The organism is Polaribacter pacificus (assembly GCF_038024035.1).
In the GTDB taxonomy this organism is placed as follows: domain Bacteria; phylum Bacteroidota; class Bacteroidia; order Flavobacteriales; family Flavobacteriaceae; genus Polaribacter; species Polaribacter pacificus.
The window spans coordinates 786,821-813,817 of sequence record NZ_CP150664.1 but is presented as its reverse complement, the minus strand read 5'-3'; the positions used below and the strand labels follow the sequence as shown (position 1 = coordinate 813,817).

Here is a 26,997-nt window from a genome sequence, read left to right as displayed (position 1 = left end):
AAAGAATGATCTTGTGCCCTTCAACTCTAAAATATTTTGTTTCTTTGCAGCATAATTTACGATATGAAATACGCAAAAAATATATTAGAAACCATCGGAAACACGCCGTTGGTTCAATTAAACTCTGTAACTAAAGAAGTGCCGGCATTGGTCTTGGCCAAAGTAGAAACTTTTAATCCAGGAAACTCTATCAAGGATAGAATGGCTCTTAAAATGATAGAAGATGCTGAGGCAGATGGGAGATTAAAGCCAGGAGGAACTATTATAGAAGGAACTTCTGGAAATACTGGTATGGGCTTGGCATTGGCTGCTATTATAAAAGGTTATAAGTGCATTTTTGTCATTTCTGACAAGCAGTCTAAAGAGAAGATGGATATTTTAAGAGCAGTTGGGGCAGAGGTTGTGGTTTGTCCTACCAATGTAGATCCTTCAGACCCTAGATCATACTATTCAGTATCTAAAAGATTGGGAGAAGAGACGCCAAATTCTTGGTATGTAAATCAATATGACAATCCTTCGAATGCATTAGCGCATTATGAGCAAACAGGACCTGAGATCTGGGAGCAAACGGATGGTAAGATTACTCATTTTGTAGTGGGAGTTGGTACAGGTGGTACCATTTCTGGAACTGCTAAATATTTAAAAGAAAAAAATCCAAATATTAAAGTTTGGGGTATTGATACTTATGGATCTGTATTTAAAAAATACCACGAAACAGGAGTCTTTGATGAAAATGAGATTTATCCTTATATCACAGAAGGGATTGGAGAAGATATTTTACCTAAAAATGTTGATTTCAGTCTTATTGATGGTTTTACCAAAGTAACAGATAAGGACGCAGCTGTTTACACTCGTAAAATAGCAAAAGAAGAAGGGATTTTTGTAGGGAACTCCGCAGGATCTGCAATCAAAGGTTTGTTGCAATTAAAAGAGCACTTTACAAAGGATGATGTTGTAGTGGTATTATTCCATGATCACGGATCAAGATATGTTGGTAAAATGTTTAACGATGCATGGATGCGTGAGCGAGGTTTTTTAGATGAAAAAATTACTACTGCAGAAGATTTGATAAAAGATCATACAGATAAGCCACTTCTCACTGTTCAGACAGAAGAATTGGTTTCTCATGCAATAGAAAGAATGAGAGCTTTTAAGATTTCTCAAATTCCGGTAAGAGATGCCAATGGCTTTGTTGGTTCTATTGATGAAACAGATGTACTTAGAAGTTATTTAGAAGATGCAAATATTGCAAATCTTCCTATAAAAAAAGTAATGGGTGCTGCTTTTCCTATCGTTCCAAAAAACGCAAGTATAGAAGAGGTTTCAAAATTAATAACAAAAGAAAATCAAGCCGTGTTGGTTGATTTGGGAAATGATACCTACCATATTATTACAAAGCACGATATTATAAGTGCTATTTCTTAGGTTTAAATTATACTTAATTATATAAAAAAAACCACTCTTTATAGGAGTGGTTTTTTTAATCAACTAATTCAAATAATTTACACAATGAAAACAAGTCTCTCACCTTTGTTTTCAATTTGGTAATTAACAAGTATTGTGCCAAACTGTATATTTATGGGTGATTTTGTTAATTTTGTATGATTTTTATATTTCTTTAACATAATATTATATTTTTTTATGGATAATACACTTAAAGCTGTTTTTTGCTGTTGATTATTCTATTTTAGTGTGATTTTACTATAAAAAAAGCGCTCTGAAACTTTCAGAGCGCTTTTTTAAGTATATATAAAATTGAAATCTTTTAGCTGGCGTGTTTATGTGCTTTGTATGATGAACGTACTAATGGTCCACTTTCTACGTACATAAAGCCCATTTCTAACCCTAGAGTTTCGTATTTTTTAAATTGCTCTGGAGTGATAAATTCTTTAACAGGTAGATGCTTTTTGGTAGGTTGTAAATACTGGCCAATCGTAATGACATCCAATCCAACTCCTCTTAGGTCCTTCATGGTTTCAATTACTTCTTCTTCAGTTTCACCAAGACCCAACATAATACCAGATTTGGTTCTCATTCCGTTTGCTTTTAGGTATTTTAAAACCCCTAGACTTCTATCGTATTTTGCTTGAATTCTAACTTCTCTAGTAAGTCTTCTAACGGTTTCCATATTGTGTGAAACAACCTCTGGAGCTACTTTAATAACTCGATCTATCTGTTGTTCGTTCCCTTGAAAATCTGGAATTAAAGTTTCTAGCGTAGTGTTAGGATTTGCTCTTCTAATAGCATTTACTGTTTCTGCCCAAATAATAGAGCCTCCATCTTTTAAATCATCGCGATCTACAGAAGTTATCACCGCGTGTTTGATTTTCATTATTTTGATAGATCTAGCAACTTTTTCTGGCTCATCCCATTCTACAGTATCAGGTCTTCCGGTTTTAACCCCACAGAAACCACATGAACGCGTACAAGTATTTCCTAAAATCATAAAGGTAGCGGTACCTTCTCCCCAGCATTCACCCATGTTTGGGCAACTACCACTAGTGCAAATAGTATTTAGCTTGTATTTGTCAACTAAACCTCTTAGGTCTGTATATTTTTTACCTACAGGTAATTTTACACGTAACCATTTTGGCTTTTTAACTTTTTCTTGAATTTGTACTGATTCATTTATCATGCTACTCATCTTTGATGAGGCAAAGTTACAAAGAAAAGTCTAATTAACGTAGTTTTTAGTCCTTAGGTACAGCTGCAAAATTAATAGGATTTATGAATAATTTCTGCCAATAATTTTTTAGCTCTTAAGAGTTTGACTTTAATATTATTCATGGGCTCATTAAGCTCTTCTGAAATCTCTTTATAGCTTAATTCTTGAAAATATCTCAAATTTATAACCTCCTGATATTTGGGCTTTAACTGTTTGATATCTCTTAAGAGTTTAGCGAGGTTTTGCTCTGTGATAATTTTATCTTCTGGAGTAGGGCTGTCATCTGCTATTCGATGAAGCTCGTTTTCTTTTTCTTTAAAAGATGCTGCTTTGATACTGGATTTTTTTTTGCGAAAATCATCAATTTGAACATTTTTTGATATGGCAATTAGCCAAGTTTTAAATTGATATTTAGTATCAAAGCTGTCAATTTTATCAAAGGCCTTAGAAAATGTTTGAATAGTGATGTCTTCTGCATCATTCTCGTCTAGATTGTGCTTTAACTGATAATTGTGTACACTGTTCCAGAAGCTATCCAATAGCGTATTGAATGCCATTTGATTGCCTTCTTTGGCTTTTTCAATGACTTTTAGCAGTGCTTCGCCTTTTATTTCCAATGCGTAGGTTTTGTGATTTTATTCGATATAAAGATACTAAATTGAAACAAAAGTAAACAGACTTCTAATAAAGGGATTAAATAGGTCAACTTTTTTTCATGAAGCTTTTTTGCAAACAAACCAAAGACACAAAGTAAGATAATGTAATAGACAGCAAGTATGGCTGTTGTTAGTTTCCAACTATAAAAAATCATCAATGGAATTAACAGCATATAAAGTATAAATTTACTAGCAACATAAAGCCCAAGTAATAATTGGTGTTTTAATTTGTAAAACGCTGATGTTGAAACATGTCTTCTCTTTTGTCGAAACCATGAGGACCAACTTAGAGGTGGTTCTGATACTGTATAACTTTTGGGATCCAAGCAAATTGCTGTATTGCTGCTGTCGGCGGCTTCTTGGATAAAAAGGTCATCATCACCCGATTTTACTTGAATATGACTTATAAACCCTTTGGTTTTAAAAAAATTACTTCTTAAATATGAGAGGTTTCTTCCAACACCCATATATGGTGAGCCAAGGTGAGCATAGCTAAAATATTGCACTGCAGTGAGTAGTGTTTCAAACCGAACCATTGCATTGAGAAATGAGTTTGGAATTCTTTTGTATTTACCGTAACCTAAAACAATGGTTTTTTCTTCTGAGAAATTTTCAACCATTTTTTCAATCCAGTCTTTGGAAACTGGTTTGCAATCAGCATCAGTAAACAATAAGTGCTCGTAACTTGCGGTTTTTATACCTAAAGTAAGAGCATATTTTTTGTTTCCCCAAAAGGCTTCATTATTTTGTACATTGACGATTTTAAGGTTTGGATGTGCATCCTGAAAATCTTCCATGACCTCTAAAGTACAGTCTGAAGAGGCATCATTAATTAAAATAATCTCAAAGTTAGAATAGGATTGCTGTAAAATGGAAGGAAGAAACTTTGATAAATTTTTCTCTTCATTTTTAGCGCAAATAATAACAGAAACAGGAGTTTTTTGAGTGTCTTTTTTTTCTTTTTTTATAAATAAAACAGAAGAAAAACTAAAAAGGTATACTACTTGGATGATAGTTGCAGCTACAAAAATGTAGAATAGAATCACCATCATCAATTAGTTTTCTTTTAAGAGTGTTGTGGTTCTGAACAGTTTTCAAACTGGTCTGGTGTCTTACCACAAAAGCCACAAGCTTCTCCACCTGTGTTGATCATTGGGTTTTGACTAGCACAAGTACCTGCGAATTTCCCATCTTTTTTTGCCCAAATTTTAATGGCAATTCCTGCAAAAGCGATTGATAATAAACCGATAGTAATTAAGACAAGTTTCATGTTAAGTGAAGTGTTAAATTATACAGGCAAAGGTACAGAAATCTTAAAAGGAAAAAAAATCAAAAGCGATTAAAGTACTTGCTTAAAGTATATTCACTTCAATTTCTAGGTTGATGCTAAAAAGTTCAAGAATTTTCTCTTGGATTTGTTTGGCAAGTGTATAGATTTCTTGCCCAGAAGCTTCTCCGTAGTTAACAAGTACTAGGGCTTGTTTGCTGTGCACACCCGTGTTTCCAAAACGCTTTCCTTTAAAACCAGCTTGCTCAATTAACCAACCAGCAGGAATTTTTATTTGATCTTCTGAAACCTGATAATTAGGAATGTTAGGATGGCTGTTTTTTAAACCTTCAAAAATTGATTTTGCAACAATAGGGTTTTTAAAAAAACTACCACTGTTTCCAATCTCTTTTGGGTCGGGTAATTTTGATTTTCGGATCGCTATCACAGCATTAGAGATGTCTTTAATGCTAGGGTTTTGAATTTTGTTTTCTTGTAAAGCAGTCTCTATAGCTCCGTAAGAAGTTTGTAAATTGTGTTTGTTTTTTGTTAGCCTAAAACTTACAGATGTAATAATGTATTTACCTTTTTCCTCATTTTTAAAGATAGAATTTCGATAACCAAAACTACAAGCTTCATTTGAAAAGTGAACTCTTTTTTGATCGCTAATTCTCAAGGCTTCTACCTGAGTGATTACATCTTTAACTTCTACACCGTAGGCGCCAATATTTTGGATAGGGCAGGTACCCACATTTCCTGGTATTAAAGATAAATTCTCCAAGCCTCCATATCCTTGATCTATGCACCAAAGAACAAATTCATGCCAGTTTTCACCAGCATTAACAGTAACATAGGCATAGTTTTCATCTTCTCGATCAATAGAGATTCCTTTAATATTTAGATAAACAACAAGCTGTTCGATGTCTTTGGTTAAAAGCATATTGCTGCCACCACTTAACAAAAAAAGATCTTTTTCTGTTTTTAGAAGCTCTTGAAGCTGATAAAAAGAATCGATAGAAACAAAACGTTTGGCATTAACATGAACGCCAAACGTATTGTATTCTTTTAAAGATATGTTGTTTAATATAGTCACTAGTCTTTGTAAACTTTTAAAGCTTCTTTAAGGATGTTTATTGCTTTAACTAAACTCTCATTGTTTAAAACATAAGCAATTCGTATTTGATTTAAGCCCATCCCTGGTGTTGAATAAAAACCTGCAGCAGGAGCAACCATAACAGTTTCTCCATCTAGATCATAAGATTCAAGCAACCACTGTGCAAAATGATCTGCATTCTTTACAGGTAATTCAACGATACAATAAAAAGCTCCTTTTGGTTTGGCAACGATTACGCCGTCAATTTCTTGAAGCCCATTGATAAGGGTATTTCTTCTTTTTACATACTCTTCTTTTACTTCATCAAAGTAACTTTGTGGTGTATCTAAAGCTGCTTCAGAAGCAATTTGTGCCAATGTAGGAGGGCTTAATCTCGCTTGAGCAAATTTTAAGGCCGTTTTAATAACTTCTTTATTTTTTGACACTAAGCAACCGATACGTGCTCCACACATACTGTATCTTTTTGAAACAGAGTCGATAATTATTGCGTTATCATCTAAAGTTTTTTCTTGCAAAATAGAATAATGCTCAATTCCATCATATGCAAACTCTCTATATACTTCATCAGAAATTAAAAACAAATCGTGTTTTTTTACGATTGCTGCTAATTTTTGAATTTCTTCTTTACTGTAGATATATCCAGTTGGGTTTCCTGGGTTACAGATTAAAATTGCTTTGGTTTTTTTGGTGATTAGCTTTTCAAACTCTTCAATTGGAGGCAATGCAAAGTTGTCTTCAATTTTAGAAACAACAGGAACTACTTTTACTCCTGAGGCTACAGAAAATCCGTTGTAGTTTGCGTAAAAAGGTTCTGGAATAATCACTTCATCATCAACATCCATAATGCTTCCAAAAGCAAAAAGCAAGGCTTCACTTCCACCAGTAGTAACAATAATATCTTCTTTTGTTACATCAATTTGATGTTTGCTATAATAGTTTGCTATTTTACTTCTATAAGCATCAGAGCCTTCAGAACGAGTATAAGCAATAGTAGTTAGTGAGTGCACAGCGACAGCGTCTAATGCTACCTGCGGTGTTTTAATATCTGGTTGGCCAATGTTTAAATGATAAACAGTCTTGCCTTGTTTGTATGCGTTTTCTGCATAGGGTACCAATTTTCTAATCGGTGATTCAGGCATTTCAAGTCCTTTCTTAGAAATAGACGGCATAGTGTAAATATTTAGTTGTTTATGTAGCGCAAATTTGCAAATTTATTTTCAAAATACGCTTTTACTAACAAATTCTTTTTAAAGCTGTCAGTTTTGAAAAATTTAAATATAGAAAAGTACTTTTCATTTAATTTTTGTATTTTACATAATCAAATATATATATGGTTTTTATAAAGAAATATTTTTACTTTTTGTTTTTCATGCTGAGCTCTTTTTTATTAAGCGCTCAAGAGGAAATCAGTTTTATTGATCCAACACAAAAAGTACAAAGTGTTCGATTTCAAGAAGTAAATAATCTTATTGTTGTGCCGGTTAATGTAAACGGCAAACAACTTTCGTTTATTTTAGATACGGGAGTTAATAAAACTATTTTATTTAATATAGTGCCAACTGATAGCTTAGAATTAAAAAATATTAAAAAGATTACTTTACAAGGACTTGGAGATGGAATGCCAATTGAAGCTCTAATTTCAAAAAACAACAATGTCGGCATACAAAATTATAAAGGCTCTAAAGAAGATATCTATGTAATTTTAAAAGACAGGTTTGACATCTCAGCAAAAATGGGTGTTACTATTCATGGTATTATTGGTTACCGTTTATTAAAAAACACAATTGTACACGTAAATTACAAGTCAAAAAAAATTAATTTTTACAATCCAGCGCATTTTAAATATTCATCGTGTAGAAACTGTGAAGAATTTCCTCTTCAGTTTTACAGAAACAAACCCTATATTGATGTAACTATTCAATTAGATACCATTGGCAATGAGAAAACTCCTGTTAAATTATTAATTGATTCTGGTGGCTCAGAGGCTGTTTGGTTGTTTGAAGGGACTAAAGATGTTATTCGTACACCTAAAAAGAGTTTTAAAGATCTTTTAGGTGAAGGTTTAAGTGGCTCTATTTTTGGTAATAAAAGTAGGCTTGAAGAAATTGCAATTGGTAGGTTTAAGATAAAAAAGCCTACGGTTTCTTTTTTAGATTCTACAGCGACTTTTAATGCACGTCAATTTAGAGGCAGAAACGGAAGCATTGGAGGTAATATTTTAAAACGATTTAAGCTTTGGATAGATTATCCAAATAAGAAAATAGTTTTTAAAAAGAATGGCTCTTTTTTCGGTGGCTTTGAATATAATATGAGTGGAATTGATGTAGTCTATGATGGACAAGTATTGATCAAAGAAAAGCTAAGAGATTACACTAGAGGAGGTCAATTTGAGCTCAATGAAGACAATATGGATTTGAGTACAGTTTCAGTTTTTGTAAACTACAAATACATGTTTAAGCCATCGTATAAGATTAATAAGATTGTGCCTGGTTCTCCAGCGGATTTAGCAGGCTTAAAAAAAGGTGACCTTTTTTTAGAAATTAATGGAAATAAGGTGCATAATTTTACCTTGAAGCGACTGTTGGGGAAGTTTCAGGAAAGAGATGGTAAACGCATTCGTTTAAAAGTAGAAAGGAATGGAGAAGTTTTAAAATTTGACTTCCGTTTAAGGAAAAGAATTTAATTATTTTTTTGCTACAAAACCTTTTATTCTCAACATTACTCTGCCGTTTTTGGCATTAGAAAAAATAGTAATCACTTTTGAAAAACCACCAGATTTACTCGTGTCATAAACCACTTCAATGCTGCCTTTTTCGTTAGGCATAATTGGTTTGTCTGGTTTGCTAGGCACCGTACAATCACAAGAGGTTTTAATATCTGTTATTATAATAGGTTCTGTTCCAACATTTTTAAAAGTAAAAACTCTTTTTCCTTCAGATTTGTAATCAACCTTTCCGTAATTTATGAGTTCTTTATCAAACTTAAAAACAGGACCTGTCAATTTTTTCTCTTGAGCGAAAAAAGAGAAAGTACAAAAGTAAAAAATACTTAGAAAAATTAATTTTTTCATGTTTTGTGAGTTTTGTGTAAAAGTAGTGTTTCTTTAAAGTATTTAAAAACTTCTATACTACTTTTTAGTTCTTAGATATAGTTGTATTTTTGTCGATTATATAGCTCAAAAACTAAGCCAAAGTATGACAATTCCATCAAAATATGATGCTAATCAAGTAGAGAATAAATGGTATGCCTATTGGATGAAAAACAATTATTTTCATTCAACACCAGACAGTAGAGAACCGTATACTATTGTGATTCCACCTCCCAATGTAACGGGAGTCTTGCATATGGGTCATATGTTAAATAATACGATTCAAGATGTTTTAATTAGACGTGCTCGTTTGCAAGGAAAAAACGCTTGTTGGGTACCTGGAACGGATCATGCATCTATTGCTACAGAAGCAAAAGTAGTAGCGAAGTTAAAAGAGCAAGGAATTGATAAAAACGATCTAACTAGAGACGAGTTTTTAGCACATGCTTGGGAATGGAAAAATGAATACGGAGGTATTATTTTAGAGCAATTAAAAAAATTAGGTTGTTCTTGTGATTGGGATAGAACGGCATTTACGATGGATCCAGCAATGTCTGAATCTGTTATCAAGGTATTTGTTGATTTGTATAATAAAGGCTTAATTTATCGTGGATACAGAATGGTAAATTGGGATCCAGAAGCTAAAACAACACTTTCTGATGAAGAAGTTATTCATGTAGAAAAACAAGGTAATTTATATTATTTAGAGTACAAAATAGAAGGGAGCACAGATACCTTAACAATTGCTACGACAAGGCCAGAAACAATTTTTGGTGATACGGCAATTTGTATCAACCCAAACGATGAACGTTTTACACATTTAAAAGGAAAAAGAGCCATAGTTCCTTTGTCTAACCGAAGCATTCCGATTATAGAAGATACCTATGTGGATATCGATTTTGGAACAGGTTGTTTAAAAGTAACACCTGCCCATGACGAGAATGATAAGGTTTTGGGAGATAGGCATCAATTAGAGGTAATTGATATCTTTAATGACGATGCAACTTTAAACTCTTTTGGATTGCATTATGAAGGGAAAGATCGTTTTGTAGTCCGTAAAGAAATTGCTAAAGAATTAGAAGAAAAAGGATTTTTAGTTAAAATAGAGCAGCATTTAAATAAAGTAGGAACTTCAGAAAGAACAAAAGCCGTTATAGAGCCAAGGTTATCAGATCAGTGGTTTTTAAAAATGGAGGAGCTGGCAAAGCCAGCAATCGAAGCTGTTTTAGGTGAAGATGCCGAAATCAATTTATATCCAAAGAAATTCGAAAACACTTACCGTCATTGGATGGAAAACATCCGTGATTGGAATATCTCTCGTCAATTGTGGTGGGGGCAACAAATTCCTGCTTACTTCTATGGTGATGGTAAGGAAGATTTTGTTGTGGCAGAAAATATTGAAGCTGCATTAGTTTTAGCGCAAAAGAAAACTCAAAACTCAAAACTTACAACTCAAAATTTACGTCAGGACAATGATGCCTTAGATACATGGTTCTCTTCTTGGTTATGGCCTATGTCTGTTTTTGATGGTATTCGCAATCCTGAGAATGAAGAAATTAAGTATTACTATCCTACCAATGACTTGGTAACAGGTCCAGATATTTTATTTTTCTGGGTAGCAAGAATGATTATTGCAGGATATGAATATAAAGACATGAAACCTTTTAATAATGTCTATTTAACAGGTTTGGTACGTGATAAAGAGCGTAGAAAAATGTCAAAATCATTAGGGAATTCTCCTGATGCTTTAAAACTAATTGAGGATTATGGTGCTGATGGTGTTCGAGTAGGATTGCTCTTGAGTTCTGCAGCAGGAAATGACTTAATGTTTGATGAAGCTTTGTGTCAACAAGGAAAACAATTTGCAAATAAAATTTGGAACGCCTTTAGGTTGATCAAAGGATGGGAGGTAGACCCTAGTATTCCTCAACCAGAAACTGCAAAAATTGGTTTGGCTTGGTACGAGGCTAAATTTCAAAAGACCCTTGCAGAAATAGAAGATCACTTTAGTAAATACCGTTTGTCAGATGCTTTGATGGCGATATATAAATTAATCATGGATGATTTTTCTTCATGGCTGTTAGAGATTGTAAAGCCTGCATATCAAAAACCTATTGATAAAACTACCTTTGATGCGATCACCAAAGTTTTAGAAAACAATTTAAAAGTATTGCATCCTTTTATGCCTTTTCTATCAGAAGAAATTTGGCAACACATTACAGAGCGTTCTTCTGATGAAGCATTAATTGTAGCAAGTTATCCAGTTCAGAGTTCTTTTGATGCTAACATTATTTCAGATTTTGATTTTACGGCAAATGTTATTTCTGGAGTTAGGACCATTAGAAAAGATAAAAATATTGCATTCAAAGATGCTGTCGAAATTTTTGTAGTAAACAATGAGAATGCACCAAAAACTTTGGATACTGTTGTCCAAAAAATAACCAATGCCTCTTCAATTACGTATGTAACTGATAGTGTTGATGGCGCTTCGTTTAGAGTAAAATCAAATGAGTATTTTGTGCCGATTTCTGTCGATAATATTGATGTAGAAGCAGAGGTAGAAAAATTAACTGCAGAGTTAAAAAGAGCTGAAGGCTTCTTGTTTGGGATCTCAAAGAAACTATCAAATGAGCGTTTTGTAAGTAATGCACCAGAACAAGTAATTGCCCTTGAACGCAAGAAGGAGGCTGATACCTTAGCTAAGATAGAGACTATAAAAAACAGTCTTTTAAATTTGAAGTAATTTTTAGTCTTTAAAGACTTGTTTTTTCCAATAGAGCATCAATAAGGCACTGATAAGGATTGATGCTAAGATGCCCTGTATAAAAAGTACAATAAGAATCAATGGAAAGCTAAAGTTGTTTTGCCAGAAGAAGAATGTGTTTTGTAAAACTTCTATAAAACTCGGTTGGATATAATTTACATAAAATATTAAAAATATTAAAGCAAAAACGATGGTAACCAAACCTGTTTTAATACCAAAAATAAGGTTGTTGCAATAGATATCTTCGTTGTTTAATAAAATATTGCTTCGAAGGGCATTGTTAATTCCAATTACAAAAAAAAGAGCATTGACAATTCTTAGTCTAGGTTGGTCGTCAAACCCAAAACCTCTTAAAAAAAAGAAATATGCAATCATGCAAGCCGTTATAAGTAACGAATTTTTAAGTAAGATTTTTGTGCGATTCATGTTTGTTTTTTCTAAGCTTTTGGTTTTGCTAATTTATAAAATAAAATAATTCTTGTAAAGAAAACACTTCTATATTAATTAGCATCTATAAAGGCCTCTTTTAATATTGAAATAGGGTGTTTTGCAATTCGTTTTGTTCCGTCAAAGATCTGATGTCTACAACTTGTTCCAGAAGCAGCAATGTCTGTTGTACTGCTGCATTTGCGTACCTTAGGAAAAAGGCTGTCTTCACCAACTTGCATACTCAATTGATAATGTTCTTTTTCGTAGCCAAAACTACCAGCCATTCCACAACAACCAGTGTTTAAAATAGTTACTGAGTAGTTGGTTGGAATATTTAACATGTCAAAACTTGCAGAGGTGCTTGATTGCGCTTTTTGGTGGCAGTGTCCATGAATTTTAAGCTCCTTTACATTCTTGGTAAACAACGCAGTATTAATCTGTCCTGCTTTTAATTCTTTTTGAATAAACTCTTCAATTGTAAAGGCATTTTTCGCAATATTTTTTGCTGCTGTTTGATTATCAGTAAGCCTTATATATTCATCTCTAAAAGTTAAAATTGCAGAGGGTTCAATGCCGATTAATGGCGTATCATCAGTAATCAGGTCTTTAAAAATGCGAATATTGTCATTGCAAACTTGTTTTGCTTCTTTTAAAAAACCTTTCGATATAAAACTTCGACCACTCTCTTTGTGATCTAAAACAGTAATACTATAGCCTAGTTTCTCTAAAACTATAATGGCATCTTTACCGATTTCAACATCGTAGTAATTGGTAAACTCATCGTTAAAAAGATATACTTTTTTAGTAGGTTTTTTATTTAAATTGATACTTCGTTTGTCAAACCAGTGCTTTAATGTTTTAGAAGCTAATTTAGGTACTGATCTTTTTTGTGAAATTCCCATTAGAGCCTTCGCCAAATTTGTACTCAAAAGAGCATTGGTTATTGAAGGAGACATACTGCCAAGCTTGTTGTACTTTACATTATTGGCAAATAACTTGCTTCGAAATGAATAACCATTGGTTTCTTGGTATTGATATAAAAACTCAGATTTTAAAGCAGCAACATCAACATTACTAGGGCATTCAGAAGCACAAGCTTTACAACTTAAGCAAAGATCAAAGACCTGTTTTAATTCAATATGATTAAATTTATTTTGTTCTTTAGAGTTGGTTAAGAACTCTCTTAGCGTATTGGCTCTTGCGCGAGTGGTGTCTTTTTCGTCTTTGGTAGCTCTGTAGCTTGGACACATGGTTCCACCTGCTTCAACTGGTTTTCTGCAATCTCCAGATCCGTTGCATTTTTCAGCGAGTTTAAGAATTCCGTCATTATCAGAAAAATCTTGCAATGTTTTAATTTGGGGTTCTTTTCTATCAACTTTATAACGAAGGTTCTCGTCCATCTTAAAAGCATCCGTAATCTTTCCTTTATTAAAAATACCCTTAGGGTCGAAGCTCTTTTTTATACGACGTAATAATTGATAATTAGCTTCACCTATCATTAATGGAATAAACTCGGCTCTTACAATACCATCTCCATGTTCTCCACTAAAAGAGCCCTGGTATTTTTTTACCAATGCAGCGGTCTCAGTTGTAATTTTTCTAAATAATACAACATCGGCCTGTTTTTTTAGGTTTAAAATTGGTCGTAGGTGTAATTCTCCAGCACCAGCATGCGCATAATAGACTGCTTTTTGCTGATATTTTTCCATGATTTTTGAGAACTCATCAATATAGCTAGGCAAATCCTTTAAGGCGACCGCAGTATCTTCAATACATGCAACTGCCTTTTGGTCTCCAATCATATTTCCTAGTAATCCCAAGCCAGCTTTTCTTAGTTTGTGAACCTTTTCTATATCAGCCCCATACACTTTAACATGATGATAACCAAAGTTGTTTTTTTCTAAATCTGCTATTAAATTATTGGCTAAGGTCTCTACATCTTCTTCTGATTCAGAACTTACTTCTAACATTAAGATAGCCTCTGGATCACCCTGTAAAAAGAACCTGTTTTGCGCTTGTTCTCTATTGTTTTTTGTGCAATCTAAGATTACTTTATCCATTAACTCACAGTTGTATAACTCGTGGTTCATGGCAGTCAAGGTTGCCTTTAAGCTTTCTTCTATGCTTGTAAAGTGCGAGCAAACCATAATGCTCTTTGAGGGTGCTACTACATCTAATTGTAAGGTGATCTTAGTAGAAAAAGCCAAGGTACCTTCACTACCTGCTAAAAGTTTAGCTAGGTTTATTGTAGGCTCTTTTCCTCCAAATAAATCAGAGTGAAGCAGTTCATCAATTGCATAGCCTGTATTTCTTCTGTGGATTTGAGCTTTCGGGAATTCTTTCTTTATCTCTTCTTGAACAGAATCGTAGATTAATTCTTTATAGATACTCCCGTATATAGTCCCTTCTAGCGTTTCTTCTTGAGTTTTGTTTATAAAATCTTCTGAACTAATCTCAGTAAAATTTACCAAAGACCCATCGCTTAAAATAGCATCAATAGCAATCACCTTGTCTCTAGTAACCCCATAGCGAATAGAAGTACTCCCAGAAGAATTGTTACCCACCATTCCACCAATCATACAACGGTTAGAGGTAGATGTGTTTGGTCCAAAAAATAGCCCATAAGGTTTTAAAAATCGATTTAGATCATCTCTAATTACACCTGGTTCTACCTCAATGGTCTTTGCTTCTAAGTCTAAGTGTCCAATCTGTGTAAAATGTTTTGAAACATCTACCACGATACCATCACCCACACATTGCCCCGCTAAAGAAGTCCCAGCAGTTCTCGGAATTAATGTACTATTATTGCCGCTTGCATAGGCAATCAACTTCTGAATATCAGTTATGTTTTTGGGGTAAGCAACGGCCAAGGGAGTTTTTCTATATACAGAAGCATCCGTTGCGTAGATGGCTTTATGCAGTGCATCAACATGCAAAGCTCCCTCAAGTATTTGTCTTAAATCGTCTAATGTGTCTTCTACCGTCATTGATGATTATTTTTCTTCTAATTTTGTGCTTTGTATACAAAGATATGCATACTCATTGTCTTCTTTTATAGTAGATGTAAGCACTATTTTTTTAGTAAAAAAAGGTGCGTTAAGCGTCATAGTATGATAGGCTCCGTTCTCCCCACAAAGATCTATGTTTTTATTTTTTTTAAGCTGATCAATTTGGTCTGTTGTAATTCTATGTCCTAGAAAATCAGTTAAATCTAAATCTTTTTTAACCAGGCTAAAAATCACTTCAAAATTATTTGAGATCAATTGGTCTAAGATACTTTCGCGTTCAAGCTTCCAAAGAGGCTTGTGTACAAGCATTCCTGATGGTTTACAACAATCTTCTATCCAATTGTTGTGATTGTCTATTTGATCGATATCACCTGTAATTAAAACATCAATATGGTGCTGCTGTTTTAAAAGTGAAATATTTTTTTGATAACTGTCTCTTATTGGTTGATCAATGACGATACTAAGATGTGGAAGATCAATAGCTTTTGCTTGTAATTTTATAAGCGCCAAAGAATGTGCTTTAAAAACAGGGTTTTTGGGAGTAAAAGTAACAAGTAACTTAATATTGTGACCCTCTAATTGACTCTTGTAAAAGGCCAAAGCACAGTCTTTTCCTCCTGTCCATAAAACAGCTGCATTCTTACTCATTTATCATTTTATCATTGATTGGTGACTACAAGTAAAATTAAGCTAAATATTAGAAACTTGTGGGTGTTTTGTTGAATAAAAATAACCCTTTGAAGTTCAATATTGTTTTTATAACTTGTGGGTTTATTTTTATAAAAATTAACAAACAACCAATGAGAAAATTTTTAGTATTAATTGCATTTTTTACTGCAAGTCTTTCTGCTCAGCAAATAGATTTGTCGTATTACCTTCCACAAAACATTAGTTACAATCAGCAAATCCCAACACCGAAGTCTGTCATAGGCCATGAAGTAGGTGAGTGGCATATTACTCATGATAAGCTAGCTGAGTACATGAAGGCTTTAGCGGCTTCTTCTGATCGTATTTCTATAGAAAACAGAGGGACCACTTATGAGGGCAGACCTTTATTGTTATTAACAATTACATCGCCAAAAAATCATCAAAACCTTGAAAATATTCGCAAGCAACACTTGGCGCTTACAGAAAATCCAAACATGGATGTGTCTAATTTGCCTATAGTGGTAAATCAAGGGTTTTCTATTCACGGAAACGAGCCAAGTGGTTCTAACGCTGCTTTAGCAGTTGCTTATTATCTAGCTGCTGGCCAAGGTAAAGAGATAGAGGACATGTTAGACAACACTATTATCTTATTTGATCCTTCATTTAATCCTGACGGATTACAGCGTTTTGCTTATTGGGCAAATACCAATAAAGCAAAAAACATCAATCCAGATCCAAACGATAGAGAGTATAGTGAAGTTTGGCCAGGAGGTAGAACCAATCACTATTGGTTTGATATGAATAGAGACTGGTTGCCTGTACAATTGGCAGAAAGTCGTGCACGTATTGAGACTTTCCACAAATGGTTGCCAAATATTTTAACAGATCACCATGAAATGGGAACCAACTCAAGTTTCTTTTTTCAACCAGGAATTCCTTCAAGAACCAATCCTTTAACTCCACAGCTTAATCAAGACCTTACTAAAGAAATTGGTAATTATCACGCAAAAGCGTTTGATAAATTAGGATCTATGTATTATTCTGAAGAAAGCTTTGATGATTTTTATTATGGTAAAGGATCTACTTTTCCAGATGTAAACGGAAGTATTGGAATCTTATTTGAACAAGCGAGTTCTAGAGGACATGCTCAAGAAAGCGTTAACGGAATTATCACATTCCCTTTTACAGTTAGAAATCAATTTACTGCAGCCTTGTCTACTTTGGCAGCTGCTCAAGCAATGCGTGTAAAGATTTTAAAGTATCAACAAGATTTTTATAAGCAAGCCTATAAAGAAGGGTCAAAAGCAAAAGCTATTGTTTTTGGAGACGAAAAAGATGCTGCAAGAACCTATCACTTAGCAGAAATCTTAAAAAGACAACATATTAAGTTTAATGAAGTAAAATCTGATTTTACATCGAAGGGAAAAACTTACAAAAAAGGATATAGTTTTATTATCCCAATGGATCAAAAAAACAACCGATTGGTAAAAGCGATGTTCCAAAAAACTACCAAATTTACCGATAGCTTGTTTTATGATATTTCTGCTTGGACATTTCCATTAGCGTTTAACTTAGATTATGAAGAAGAGGTTTCTACAAGTAGAATTGGAAAAGAAGTAACCAATTTAACTTTGCCAACTGGTAAGGTGTCAAAAATTAGCAACTACGGATATTTAATGCCATGGAACGAGTACTATTCACCAAAGGCATTAAACATGATTTTGGAAAAAGGAATCCGTGCTAAAGTTGGTTTAAAGCAGTTTAAAAACGAAAATAAAAAATACGATTACGGAACTATTTTTATTCCTGTTCAAAATCAGAGCTTAAATTCTGGTGAGTTGTATGCCTTTTTAAACAAAGTTGCCAAAGAAAGTTACTTAGATATATTTGGAACTAGCACAGGATTAAATGATGGTGTTGATTTAGGAAGTAATAATTTTAGTGATATCAGTAAGAAAAAGATTGCTGTATTAGTAGGAAGCGGAATCTCTAGTAGTGATGCAGGAGAAATCTGGCATTTGTTTGACCAACGATTTGATATAACAGTAACTAAATTAGATGTATCTCGTGTTGGAAGAGTTAATTTAAGCAAGTATTCTACAATTATCTTCCCTAGTGGAGGTGGTATTAGTAAAGCTGGAGCTGATGATTTAAAGGCTTGGGTTAGAAACGGTGGAGTTCTAATTGGTTATAGAGGAGCTGTTAGATGGTTATCATCTAATAAGTTTATGAATTTGGAGTATGTATCATCAAAATCACCAAACATTCCTGTTTCTTTTGAGAATAGAAGTTTATTGTCTGGAGCGCAGGTAGTCGGAGGTGCTATCTTTAATACAAAGTTAGATTTGTCTCATCCTATTAACTTTGGATATAAGAATGACGAATTGCCAATGTTTAGAAATTCGACAACTTTTATCAAGGCAAATTCAAGAAATTACAACAATCCAATTCAATACACAGCGAATCCTTTATTAGCTGGGTATATTTCTAAAGAGAACTTAAAAGTGATTGGTAATACTGTGCCTTTTCAAGTGCAAAGATCTGGTAGAGGAAGAGTTATCGCTTTTACAGATAACACTAACTTTAGAGCATTTTGGTTTGGAACCAATAAATTGTTAATGAATGCTATTTATTTTGCTGATAAAATGTAGTGAGCACTAGTATTCTTGTTAAGAATATAAAAAGGCAGCGTTGATCTAAACGCTGCCTTTTTTACTTTAATTTTTTAAAAAAATAGACCTAGAGGTGTAACAAAAACTAAAACTTACCGTCTTTTAAGTATATAAATATTAGAAAGCGATGAGTATCTTTAGAGTGTTGTTGGCAATAATTTTCCCACCCTTATCAGTAATAGGTAAAGGCTGTGGTTCTTTTATCATTATTTGTTTGCTTACGCTTTGCGGATGGATTCCTGGCGTTATCGGAGCTTTGGTAATCTTAAACAATCCAGATCGTTAGGATATTTGCTCACCATTTTTAATTGGTGCAGAAGCTTCAAGCAATACAACTTCATTGTTCTTGTTGTAGACTCCTAAAACCAAACACTCACTCATAAAATTTGCTATTTGACGAGGCTTAAAATTAACAATGGCACTTACTTGTTTGTTAAGCAAATCTTCTTTGGTATATAGATCTGTAATTTGAGCACTCGATTTTTTGATTCCCAAATCACCAAAATCTATTCTTAGTTGGTAGGCGGGTTTTCTTGCTTTAGGAAAATCATTGACTTCTATAATAGTACCAACTCTAATATCTACTTTTAAAAAATCATCAAAGGTTATGCTTTGTTTCATGCTAACACATTTAGTTGTTTCGTCCAATTTTTTGAAGCACCCAAAGTGGACCAATCAATAAAAATTGTAAATCCTTGATAAATGAAGGCTTTTTACCTTCAATCTTATGTCCATAAAATTGTCCAATCCAAGCAAGAACAAAAATTATTAAAGATGTATAAAACAAAGAAGTTTGCTGGCTAAGCCAATAATTTCCTGCAATTGCCAGGCAGGTAAAAAGTAGCATGTTTACAAAATGCCAAAAACCCAACCTAAGGTAAAAAAGGAGCATAAAAACAGCTACCATCGCAGCCCAGTTTTCTAAGAGAGGATTGTACAAGCCAAAACGCCCTTCTAAAAAGCTTGTAGGGATGCTCATTAACAAACCAAAGATGCTAAAAAATATTGCAGGCACACAGATAAAATGGATCGTTTTATTGGTTTGGTTTTGATGACTTACTGCATATTCATCAAACCATTCTTTTGCTGTTTTCATTAGAATAGGCTATTTTAAAACTTAAAGATAGGTATTATTTCCAATTTTTTCGAATGCAAAGCTGTTCAATATGCGCATAGTGGTGATTGCAATGCCAATGGTATACACCAATAGTTGCTTTTAAACTGTTTTTTTTGCCTGTTTCTGGATGGATAAACATCTTGTTTAAATCTGTTTCATTTAAACCTTTTAAAAGATAAGTCCATTTTGCATGTAAAGCTATAATCCCATTAATTGACAATGAGATAGGAGCTAATTTAGAGTCAAACAATTCTGCCCAGCGATCTTCATAATAGGCTTTGATTAAAGGTTGCTCTTCTGTAAGTGCCCATTTAAAACGTGTATAGCTATTGTGGTGACTATCATAGCAATGATGTACTACTTGTCTAATTGACCAACCTCCTTGTCTATACGGAGTATCTAATTGCTCTTCTGATAAATCATTTGTAAGATTTTGCAATCTTGTCGGAAAATGTTCGATTGTCGAAATCCAATTTTCTAAATCTTTTTCAGAAATATCCGTAGGGATATTTACCTGTCCAATAGGGTATTTTAAATGCTTCAAGCTATTCAAATTTATGTTTCTTCAAAAAGCGACTTGCTTCACTATTTTCTGGGTTGATAGAAAGGGCTTTTTTATATGCTTTAACGGTGTTGCTTGTGTCTTTTACTCTCCAATATGCGCTTCCTAAACGGTTAAATCCATTCGATTGTGTAGGGTAAAGGACAGTGTTAATTTTAAATATATTAATAGCCAGGTCCATTTTCTTCTCATTCATGGCTTCAAAACCATAGGTAATAAGTGTTCTTTGACTAATTGTTTTGTCTAGTGAGTCTTTTTGTTGAATTGCTAAGTACCCAGCTAAGGCATTTTTATATTCATTGTTTAATAAATATTCTAGGGGTGTTTTTTGTCCGTCAGGTAATTTTTCAAACAGGTATTTTTTTCCTTTGTGTTCTCTTTTTTCTGCAAGAACTATATGTGTTTTAGGCTTTAAAACAAATACGATTTTTTCATTCATCTCTTGGACGTAAAAAGTACTGTCATTTACTTTTAAAGGGCTAATGTTATCATTGCCTCTCCATTTTACCTTTAACTCATTATCTAAAAAGTAAATTTCTATTGATTCGTTAGAGTTAAACAGGTATTTACCTGTCACCTTTTCAATAAAATTAGGAGAGTTTTTAGAATTAGAACAAGCAAAAAAACATAAAAAAGATAGAAAAAAGAAGCTGCGTTTCATAAGATCAATAAATTAATTAGGTAAAAATAAGTATTTAAAAAATAAAGCTGCCTATAAGACTCTTGTAGTTGTGTATTTGTTACAAGCAAAACAAAAAAAGCCGAGCAATCTGCTCGGCTTTTCTGTTTAATAAGATCTTATTTTTTAACTTCTACTGGTTTGTCTACGACAAGTCTAGCATCTCTGTTTGCAACTTCCCAAGCTGTATGGAAAACCAAACGAGCTCTTTGTTGTAACATTGGGTAGTTAATTTTATCTGGTGTGTCAGATGGTTTGTGGTAATCTGCATGGGTTCCGTTAAAATAGAAAATAATTGGAACATTGTATTTTGCAAAGTTATAATGATCAGATCTGTAGTAAAATCTGTTAGGGTCGTTTTCGTCATTGTATTTGTAATCCAAATCGATTTTGGTGTACTTTGTGTTTACAGCTTCAGAAATGTTGTGTAAATCAGTACTCAATTTATCAGATCCTATTAAGTATACAAAATTAGGATTGTCTTTATGTCTATCATCAACTCTTCCTACCATATCAATATTTAAATCACAAACTGTATTTGCAATAGGGAATATTGGGTTTTCAACATAATATCTAGAGCCTAATAAACCTTTTTCTTCACCAGTTACGTGTAAAAATAAAACTGAACGTTTTGGACCTTTTCCTGCTTTTACCGCTTTCTGAAATGCTTCAGCAATTTCTAAAATAGCGACAGTTCCAGAACCATCATCATCAGCTCCGTTGTAAATTTGTCCATTTTTAATCCCTTCGTGATCTAAATGAGCAGAAATTACGACAATTTCATCTGGCTTTTCAGAACCTTTGATAAAGGCAACTACATTTTCAGATGCTTTTAAAGGAACTCTCCTTTTTCTGGCATTTAAAAATTCAGCAGGTACTGGCTGAAAATAATCATCACCTCCTAATGGTGAAGCAATTCCTTGTTGAACATAAAAGTTCTTTAAGTATTCAGCTGCTTTCTTTTGTCCAGGCTCACCTGTGTTTCTTCCTTCAAATTCATCACCAGCATAGATAAATAAATGTTTCGCTAAATCTTTGTCTGTTATACTAGCCGCAAATTTTTCAGCGTAGTCAACATTGGCATCCGTATCATTGGTTGCGCTTTTGCTAGTGCTACACGCTATAAAAGCGAGTAAACTAGCAGAGAGGAGTAGTTTTTTCATTGGATTTTATAATTTAATTTAGGTTAGTTGTTCTTAATAATTTTTAGACTAAGAGATTCAAATATAGACAAACTAATTGTCTTTGTTGATTGAGAATTGTCGTAATTTTTTGTTAAAATTTATGAATTCTTTAGGAAATAAGCTGCTTAAAACATCCTTTTCAATCAGTTGGTCAGTGGCGCCACTCTGTATGCCTTCTTCATTCATTAAGATGAGTTCATCTGCTAATTCTACAGCGAGGTTGATCTGATGAGTAGAGATGATAATGGTCTTGTTGGTATTGGTTACCAATCGTTTTAACAAGCTAAAAACCTTAAAAGTGTGATGCATGTCTAAATGCGCAGTAGGTTCATCTAAGATGATGATTTCTGTATCCTGAGCTAAGGCTCTAGCAATTAAAACACGTTGTAGTTGTCCGTCACTTAACTCGTAAAAATGATGATCTTTTAAATGAGCTACTTCTGTTTGCTCCATGGCCCACAGTATTTTTTGCAAATCGTGTTTGGCAAGTTTGTCAATCCAGTTGGTGTAGGGTTGTCTTCCTAAGGCAACCAATTCTATGACAGTTAGTTGGCTTTCTGGTAAGCGCTCTGTTAAAACCAAACTCAAAAGAGTTGCAAGTTCTTTATCTGTGTGTTTTGTAAGGCTTTTCTGATTTAATTCAATAAGCCCATTTAGTGGTTGTTGAACTTTAGAAAGTGTCCGTAATAAGGTCGATTTTCCAATTCCATTTTTACCCAACAAGGCTACAAATTTTCCCTTTTGAATGCTAAGGTTGATATTGCTTGCAATAATTTTTTCTTGCTTTTTTTGCCGGTAACCTATAGTCAGTTCTTTGGTGCAGAGTACGATATGTTCTTCTTTGGTTTTCAAATTTCTATCTTATAAGTGGCTACACGTAGATTTTCTTTTTCCTTACCAAGAGCCAAATAACGATTGGTGCTCCAAATAAGGAGGTTATCGCGTTTATCGGCAAGGTAAATTCACTGGTTGGTAATTGAGCAATGATATCACAAATTAACAAAATAATACCGCCTAAAATGGCACTGGCCGGAATTAAAATTTTATGATTTGAGCTATTAAAAATCATTTTAGCGATATGCGGTACAGCCAAACCAATAAATGCAATTGGTCCAGAAAAGGCAGTGATCACACCTGTTAATAAACTGGTGATAATCAAAATTATGAGTCTTACTTTTTTGACATTCATCCCCAAACTCTTTGCGTAATGCTCTCCTAATAAAAAGCTGTTTAGCGGTTTTATAATGGTAAAAACAGAAGCGATTCCCACAAAATAGATGCTGGCAAATACACCTATTTCATTCCAGCTAAGGTTGCCTAAGCTTCCAAAACTCCAAAACATGTATTGCTGTATTTGTGCAGCTTCACTAAAATAAGCCAACACACTAATGATTGCAGATGTTAGGCTACCAAACATAAGACCTATAATTAAAATAGACATGGTGTTTCTAACTGTTTTTGCAGCAATTAATACAGCAAACAACACCAAGGCAGCCCCTGCAAAAGAAGCTATCGCCAAAGCCCAGCTAGAGTAGGTTAGGCTTACAAAAACACCGCCAAATACACTGGCTCCTAAAATTAATAATGCCACACCCAGACTCGCTCCAGAAGAAATACCTAGTACAAATGGTCCAGCCAATGGATTCCGAAATAAGGTTTGCATTAGTAAACCACAAATAGAAAGGCCAGAGCCCACTAAAACAGCAGTGATAGCTTTTGGAACTCTAAAATTGATGATGATGGTTTTCCAGCTTTCTTTTGTTACTTCTCCACCAAAAATGGAATTTACTAGGTCTTTTAAAGGTATGGTTACCGATCCTAAACTAATATTGATAAAGAACAAAACTACTATCAATAAGAGGAGTATAGAAAAATGCTTCGTAAAGCGTTTGTTTTTTTGAATCATTTTAATTGAATGCTTATTCAGTGTCTCTTGTGTATGTTTTGTAACTTCCATTTAAATATAGAAGCCTAAGTGTTGGTTCGATGTATGAAGAACTAGAAATACTTAAATTACTTTTATAACCTTCATATTTTATCTCAGCCATATCTGCCAATGTATAAAATAAATTATCATTAGTTGTTAAAAAATTTTGATGCCTTTGCAATGAGCTATACTTTTCTCTATACTGATTGATAAATTGATCTGATGACCAGATAAAAAGAGGGACATTTGTTTCTTTTTCTGTAGGGTTAGATGAGCCATAACCAAAAATATTGGTGTGATTATCGTCAAACAAATTAGTTCCATGATCTGCAGTGTATATTAAAAAAGATGATTTTTTCTGTTTTGCTGTAGATGAAATTAATTTACCTAAAACAAAATCCTGTAGAAAAATCATATTGTCGTATTCGTTGACAAGTAAGGTCCTATTATCTTTGTTTACTAATTTCTCTTGGGGTGAATCAAATGCTTTAAATTTATGAAATTCTTCAGGAACCTTGCCGTGTCCACCAGCTAAATTTACTACTATTAGTTTTTTTCTATTTGTTTTTAATTGAATTATTGAGTCAAATACAGGTATTACATCTAAGTCTGTGTGGTTTTTGTTCTTAAAAAGATTGATAAATACATCTGGCTCTTTATCATGTTCAATATAGTCAAAAATAAACTGATTTGAAATCCAATACGTTTTATAATTTGCCTCCTTAAATAGAGTAACTATTGTTTTTTGTGAGTAAACTAATTCATGAGTTTTTGGAGTCGCCTGTGTTAATATTAGAGGAATAGATCCAGCAGTAGTCGCAGCATTTGAATGATTGTTTTTAAAAGTAATTAAATTAGTGAATTTGTTTAAATTTGGACTTGTTTCTTTATTATAACCATTAATAGTCCAATTCTGAGCTCTTGCTCTTTCTCCAATAACAAAAACAACCGTTTCAGGCCTTATGCTATCTAGAGCATTATTACTAACATTAAATTTAAAATCTTCTTTCTTTTTAGAATATTGGTTGTATCGTTTTCTTGTAAGAACAAACTCATATGTTCTATAATAAAAACTAAAAGGGTGTTGTTTTAAAAAATAGGTTTTAAACGTGTACTTAGTTAAGTTTTTTCCAGAAAAACTAAAAGGAGTTTGCGAAAGTAAGATCCCAGAAATAAAAATAGAACTTATAAAAAGAAGTGCTGAGACAATCAGTGTTCTTCCTCTTTTTTGATATGTCATTTTTTTAGATAACCATAATAAAACAAAATATAAAACAGCAATTAATATTGGTATAAATGCATAAATATAAAAAGTTTTAGTAAATTCTTCTATTTCATTTGTTCTAATAAAAAAGAGTGCTTTAATATGATCTAAGGTAGAGTATTCCTTAAATAGGATACTGATTATTATTTCTGAAAAAGAAGAAAATAAGTAAAATCCACCAACAATTAAGTACGATTTAAAATACGATTTTGTAAAGTATAAAAAAAGAGATCCTATAGCCAAAAGTAAAAATACTTTGTAGGTAAACGTTAATATAAAAGCAACAAACGTTAATTTGCTCGCTATTATTAAATCAGGAACTAGTAGAACAGCTGCTGAAAGAATATAAATTAATATTTTTTTAAAATTCATTAAATCTTATTTTCAATTAAAAAGGAGACTAATTTTTTTATTGCCAATCCTCTATGGCTAATACTGTTTTTTTCTTCTGATGTCATTTGAGCAAAAGAAGAATTGAATCCTTCAGGTTTAAAGATTGGATCATAACCAAAACCTTTTTCACCTTGTTTTGATGTTAAAATCTCACCTTTACAAATACCCTCAAAAAGATAGTGTTTACCTTCTAAGTGTAAAGAGATGGCCGTTCTAAATTGAGCACTTCTATCGGTTTTGTCTTTAAGTTCATTGAGTAATTTTTGCATGTTTTTTTCTGAATCATTTTCTTTCCCCGCAAAGCGAGCAGAATACACTCCAGGTTCTCCGTTTAAAGTGTTAACTTCGAGTCCAGTATCATCAGCAAAACAATCAAAACCGTAGTTGTTTTTTATAAAAGTAGCCTTGATATTTGCATTTCCTTCTAAAGTACTTGCGGTTTCTTCAATATCATCAAAACAGTTGATATCATTTAAACTTAAAAGTTCTATAGACTTGGGTAACATTTTCTGAACTTCGGCCAGCTTGTTTTTATTGTGGGTAGCAAATACGAGTTTCATTAGTATACTAAGGTAGTTTTGACAAATATAAACAAAGAAGAGCGTAGGAAAAAAGAAAAGAGTACTTTAGTAAACTACTTGTTTTTTTAGATAAATGAAGCATTGGAACCTCCTTTTTTTAGTGATCATCTTTTTCTCATGCTCTAAGCAGTTAAGTGATTCTGATGAGCGTCCGCCTATTGAAAAAGGTGAATTTGTAAACGATTGGGAGTATCGTTTTTTTATGCAAGAACCCGATCAAAACGCTTTTAAAATGTGGATCCCAGAAGGGGTTTCTCCAAGAGCAATTTTAGTGCTCTCTACGGGAGGAGCAAATGACGGGCGGTATTTAGCCGATGATGAAAAATGGCAGGCCTATGCTACAAAAGAGCGCTTAGCTATAATTGGTACCTATGTAAGATCAACAACATCAGAAGCTTCGTTTAATTTATTATACGCACTTGATGAAATTTGTAAAAGGAACACAATAGAAGAAGTGTCCAAATTGCCAATTTTAATCAATGGTTTTTCTCATGGAGGAGTTTTCAGTTATCAATTTTCATTACAGCATCCAGATAGAACACTTGCTTTTTCGAATATCAAAGGCAGTATGTCTCCTTCGTCTTCTGCATCTCCACCAGGTTTGTTGATTGTAGGGGATAAAGATCTTGCTTCAAGAAATGCAACTATAAAAAACACATTTTTGTCATTGAGAAGTCAAGGAAGTATAGTTTGTTATGCTGCTGATCCAAACGGTTATCATTCTGTTGATGATAAAACAAATGATTTGGTCAGGTCGTTTTTTACAGCAATATTAAAAAAACGATTGGTCAATAATAAGATTGTTACTATTGATAAAACAAGTTTGTATTTAGGTAGTTTAAGCACTTTTAAAACCTATCCGTATTCAGCGTATCCAGAAGATAGAGCCACAGCAAGCTCTCTAATTGATGAAGATTTTACTACTGCTTGGATAAATTTCGTAAAATAAATGAATATTGAATCTCTCTTGCAGCTATTG

At 33.3% G+C, this 26,997-nt stretch carries 25 protein-coding genes; 6 read left to right on the top strand and 19 right to left on the bottom strand.

Annotated elements, in window-relative coordinates:
- Nucleotides 1-63 precede the first annotated feature (63 nt).
- The gene (locus WHC90_RS03710; protein WP_188599345.1) at nt 64-1,425 is read left to right on the top strand and encodes a pyridoxal-phosphate dependent enzyme; all 1,362 of its coding nucleotides are present in this window, start codon (nt 64-66) and stop codon (nt 1,423-1,425) included.
- A 340-nt stretch (nt 1,426-1,765) separates the two neighbouring features.
- Here the strand turns inward: WHC90_RS03710 and lipA are convergent, their stop codons facing one another.
- The 6 genes from lipA to WHC90_RS03680 all read right to left on the bottom strand — a co-directional run bounded on the left by lipA (nt 1,766) and on the right by WHC90_RS03680 (nt 6,871).
- Nucleotides 1,766-2,635, bottom strand: a complete 870-nt coding sequence (gene lipA / locus WHC90_RS03705; RefSeq protein WP_373284672.1) for a lipoyl synthase — start codon at nt 2,633-2,635, stop codon at nt 1,766-1,768.
- Nucleotides 2,636-2,715: 80 nt separating this feature from the next.
- Nucleotides 2,716-3,282, bottom strand: a complete 567-nt coding sequence (locus WHC90_RS03700; RefSeq protein WP_262890154.1) for an RNA polymerase sigma factor — start codon at nt 3,280-3,282, stop codon at nt 2,716-2,718.
- The gene (locus WHC90_RS03695) at nt 3,273-4,373 is read right to left on the bottom strand and encodes a glycosyltransferase (protein ID WP_188599347.1); all 1,101 of its coding nucleotides are present in this window, start codon (nt 4,371-4,373) and stop codon (nt 3,273-3,275) included. Before WHC90_RS03695 ends, WHC90_RS03700 begins: the two co-directional genes overlap by 10 nt.
- A gap of 14 nt (nt 4,374-4,387) precedes the next feature.
- A complete protein-coding gene (locus WHC90_RS03690; protein WP_188599348.1) occupies nt 4,388-4,591 on the bottom strand; it encodes a membrane or secreted protein in 204 nt (67 codons plus the stop codon).
- 82 nt (nt 4,592-4,673) lie between these two features.
- Nucleotides 4,674-5,681, bottom strand: a complete 1,008-nt coding sequence (gene murB, locus WHC90_RS03685) for a UDP-N-acetylmuramate dehydrogenase (protein ID WP_188599349.1) — start codon at nt 5,679-5,681, stop codon at nt 4,674-4,676.
- Nucleotides 5,681-6,871 (bottom strand): pyridoxal phosphate-dependent aminotransferase, encoded by a 1,191-nt coding sequence (locus WHC90_RS03680; protein ID WP_188599350.1) that lies wholly within the window; start codon nt 6,869-6,871, stop codon nt 5,681-5,683. The genes murB and WHC90_RS03680 overlap by 1 nt, the downstream gene beginning before the upstream one ends.
- 200 nt (nt 6,872-7,071) lie before the next feature.
- Between WHC90_RS03680 and WHC90_RS03675 the strand changes: the two genes are divergently transcribed.
- Nucleotides 7,072-8,385: a retropepsin-like aspartic protease gene (locus WHC90_RS03675; RefSeq protein ID WP_229664943.1), complete on the top strand. Its 1,314-nt coding sequence runs from the start codon at nt 7,072-7,074 to the stop codon at nt 8,383-8,385.
- Here WHC90_RS03675 and WHC90_RS03670 read toward each other — a convergent pair whose 3' ends face one another.
- On the bottom strand, nt 8,386-8,772 hold the full coding sequence (locus tag WHC90_RS03670) for a DUF1573 domain-containing protein (protein ID WP_188599352.1): 387 nt from the start codon (nt 8,770-8,772) through the stop codon (nt 8,386-8,388).
- A gap of 124 nt (nt 8,773-8,896) precedes the next feature.
- Here WHC90_RS03670 and WHC90_RS03665 point away from each other — a divergent pair, with 124 nt between their 5' ends.
- The gene (locus tag WHC90_RS03665; protein ID WP_188599353.1) at nt 8,897-11,533 is read left to right on the top strand and encodes a valine--tRNA ligase; all 2,637 of its coding nucleotides are present in this window, start codon (nt 8,897-8,899) and stop codon (nt 11,531-11,533) included.
- Nucleotides 11,534-11,536: 3 nt separating this feature from the next.
- On the opposite strand, the gene WHC90_RS03660 is transcribed toward WHC90_RS03665, so the two are convergent.
- The 3 genes from WHC90_RS03660 to WHC90_RS03650 all read right to left on the bottom strand — a co-directional run bounded on the left by WHC90_RS03660 (nt 11,537) and on the right by WHC90_RS03650 (nt 15,639).
- Nucleotides 11,537-11,929: a hypothetical protein gene (locus WHC90_RS03660; protein WP_340820260.1), complete on the bottom strand. Its 393-nt coding sequence runs from the start codon at nt 11,927-11,929 to the stop codon at nt 11,537-11,539.
- A 125-nt stretch (nt 11,930-12,054) separates the two neighbouring features.
- The gene (locus tag WHC90_RS03655) at nt 12,055-14,970 is read right to left on the bottom strand and encodes an FAD-binding and (Fe-S)-binding domain-containing protein (protein ID WP_188599355.1); all 2,916 of its coding nucleotides are present in this window, start codon (nt 14,968-14,970) and stop codon (nt 12,055-12,057) included.
- Nucleotides 14,971-14,976: 6 nt separating this feature from the next.
- Nucleotides 14,977-15,639 (bottom strand): diphthine--ammonia ligase, encoded by a 663-nt coding sequence (locus WHC90_RS03650; RefSeq protein WP_188599356.1) that lies wholly within the window; start codon nt 15,637-15,639, stop codon nt 14,977-14,979.
- Between the two features lie 152 nt (nt 15,640-15,791).
- Between WHC90_RS03650 and WHC90_RS03645 the strand changes: the two genes are divergently transcribed.
- A complete protein-coding gene (locus WHC90_RS03645; RefSeq protein WP_188599357.1) occupies nt 15,792-18,290 on the top strand; it encodes a M14 family metallopeptidase in 2,499 nt (832 codons plus the stop codon).
- A 148-nt stretch (nt 18,291-18,438) separates the two neighbouring features.
- Complete coding sequence (locus WHC90_RS03640; RefSeq protein WP_188599358.1) at nt 18,439-18,597, top strand: YqaE/Pmp3 family membrane protein; 159 nt, start codon at nt 18,439-18,441, stop codon at nt 18,595-18,597.
- Here the strand turns inward: WHC90_RS03640 and WHC90_RS03635 are convergent.
- The 9 genes from WHC90_RS03635 to WHC90_RS03595 all read right to left on the bottom strand — a co-directional run bounded on the left by WHC90_RS03635 (nt 18,594) and on the right by WHC90_RS03595 (nt 25,997).
- Entirely contained in the window at nt 18,594-18,932 is a 339-nt protein-coding gene (locus tag WHC90_RS03635) for a tRNA-binding protein (RefSeq protein ID WP_188599359.1), read from the bottom strand. The two genes, WHC90_RS03640 and WHC90_RS03635, sit on opposite strands and share 4 nt — an antisense overlap.
- A 10-nt stretch (nt 18,933-18,942) precedes the next feature.
- Nucleotides 18,943-19,407, bottom strand: coding sequence for a DUF962 domain-containing protein (locus WHC90_RS03630; protein WP_188599360.1), 465 nt, complete (start codon nt 19,405-19,407; stop codon nt 18,943-18,945).
- Between the two features lie 34 nt (nt 19,408-19,441).
- Entirely contained in the window at nt 19,442-19,972 is a 531-nt protein-coding gene (locus tag WHC90_RS03625; protein WP_229664944.1) for a YfiT family bacillithiol transferase, read from the bottom strand.
- A 1-nt stretch (nt 19,973) separates the two neighbouring features.
- On the bottom strand, nt 19,974-20,651 hold the full coding sequence (locus WHC90_RS03620; protein ID WP_188599361.1) for a tetratricopeptide repeat protein: 678 nt from the start codon (nt 20,649-20,651) through the stop codon (nt 19,974-19,976).
- A 137-nt stretch (nt 20,652-20,788) separates the two neighbouring features.
- On the bottom strand, nt 20,789-21,832 hold the full coding sequence (locus WHC90_RS03615) for a M28 family metallopeptidase (RefSeq protein WP_188599362.1): 1,044 nt from the start codon (nt 21,830-21,832) through the stop codon (nt 20,789-20,791).
- Nucleotides 21,833-21,904: 72 nt separating this feature from the next.
- Entirely contained in the window at nt 21,905-22,705 is an 801-nt protein-coding gene (locus tag WHC90_RS03610; protein ID WP_188599363.1) for an ABC transporter ATP-binding protein, read from the bottom strand.
- A 19-nt stretch (nt 22,706-22,724) separates the two neighbouring features.
- Nucleotides 22,725-23,759, bottom strand: a complete 1,035-nt coding sequence (locus WHC90_RS03605) for a FecCD family ABC transporter permease (RefSeq protein ID WP_188599364.1) — start codon at nt 23,757-23,759, stop codon at nt 22,725-22,727.
- A 13-nt stretch (nt 23,760-23,772) separates the two neighbouring features.
- Nucleotides 23,773-25,416 carry a phosphoethanolamine transferase gene (locus WHC90_RS03600; RefSeq protein WP_188599365.1) on the bottom strand — a complete coding sequence of 548 codons (1,644 nt, stop codon included), beginning with the start codon at nt 25,414-25,416 and terminating at the stop codon, nt 23,773-23,775.
- Nucleotides 25,416-25,997 carry a non-canonical purine NTP diphosphatase gene (locus WHC90_RS03595; RefSeq protein WP_188599366.1) on the bottom strand — a complete coding sequence of 194 codons (582 nt, stop codon included), beginning with the start codon at nt 25,995-25,997 and terminating at the stop codon, nt 25,416-25,418. Before WHC90_RS03595 ends, WHC90_RS03600 begins: the two co-directional genes overlap by 1 nt.
- A 94-nt stretch (nt 25,998-26,091) precedes the next feature.
- On the opposite strand from WHC90_RS03595, the gene WHC90_RS03590 reads away from it, so the two are divergent.
- On the top strand, nt 26,092-26,967 hold the full coding sequence (locus WHC90_RS03590) for a hypothetical protein (protein ID WP_188599367.1): 876 nt from the start codon (nt 26,092-26,094) through the stop codon (nt 26,965-26,967).
- Nucleotides 26,968-26,997: the final 30 nt, after the last annotated feature.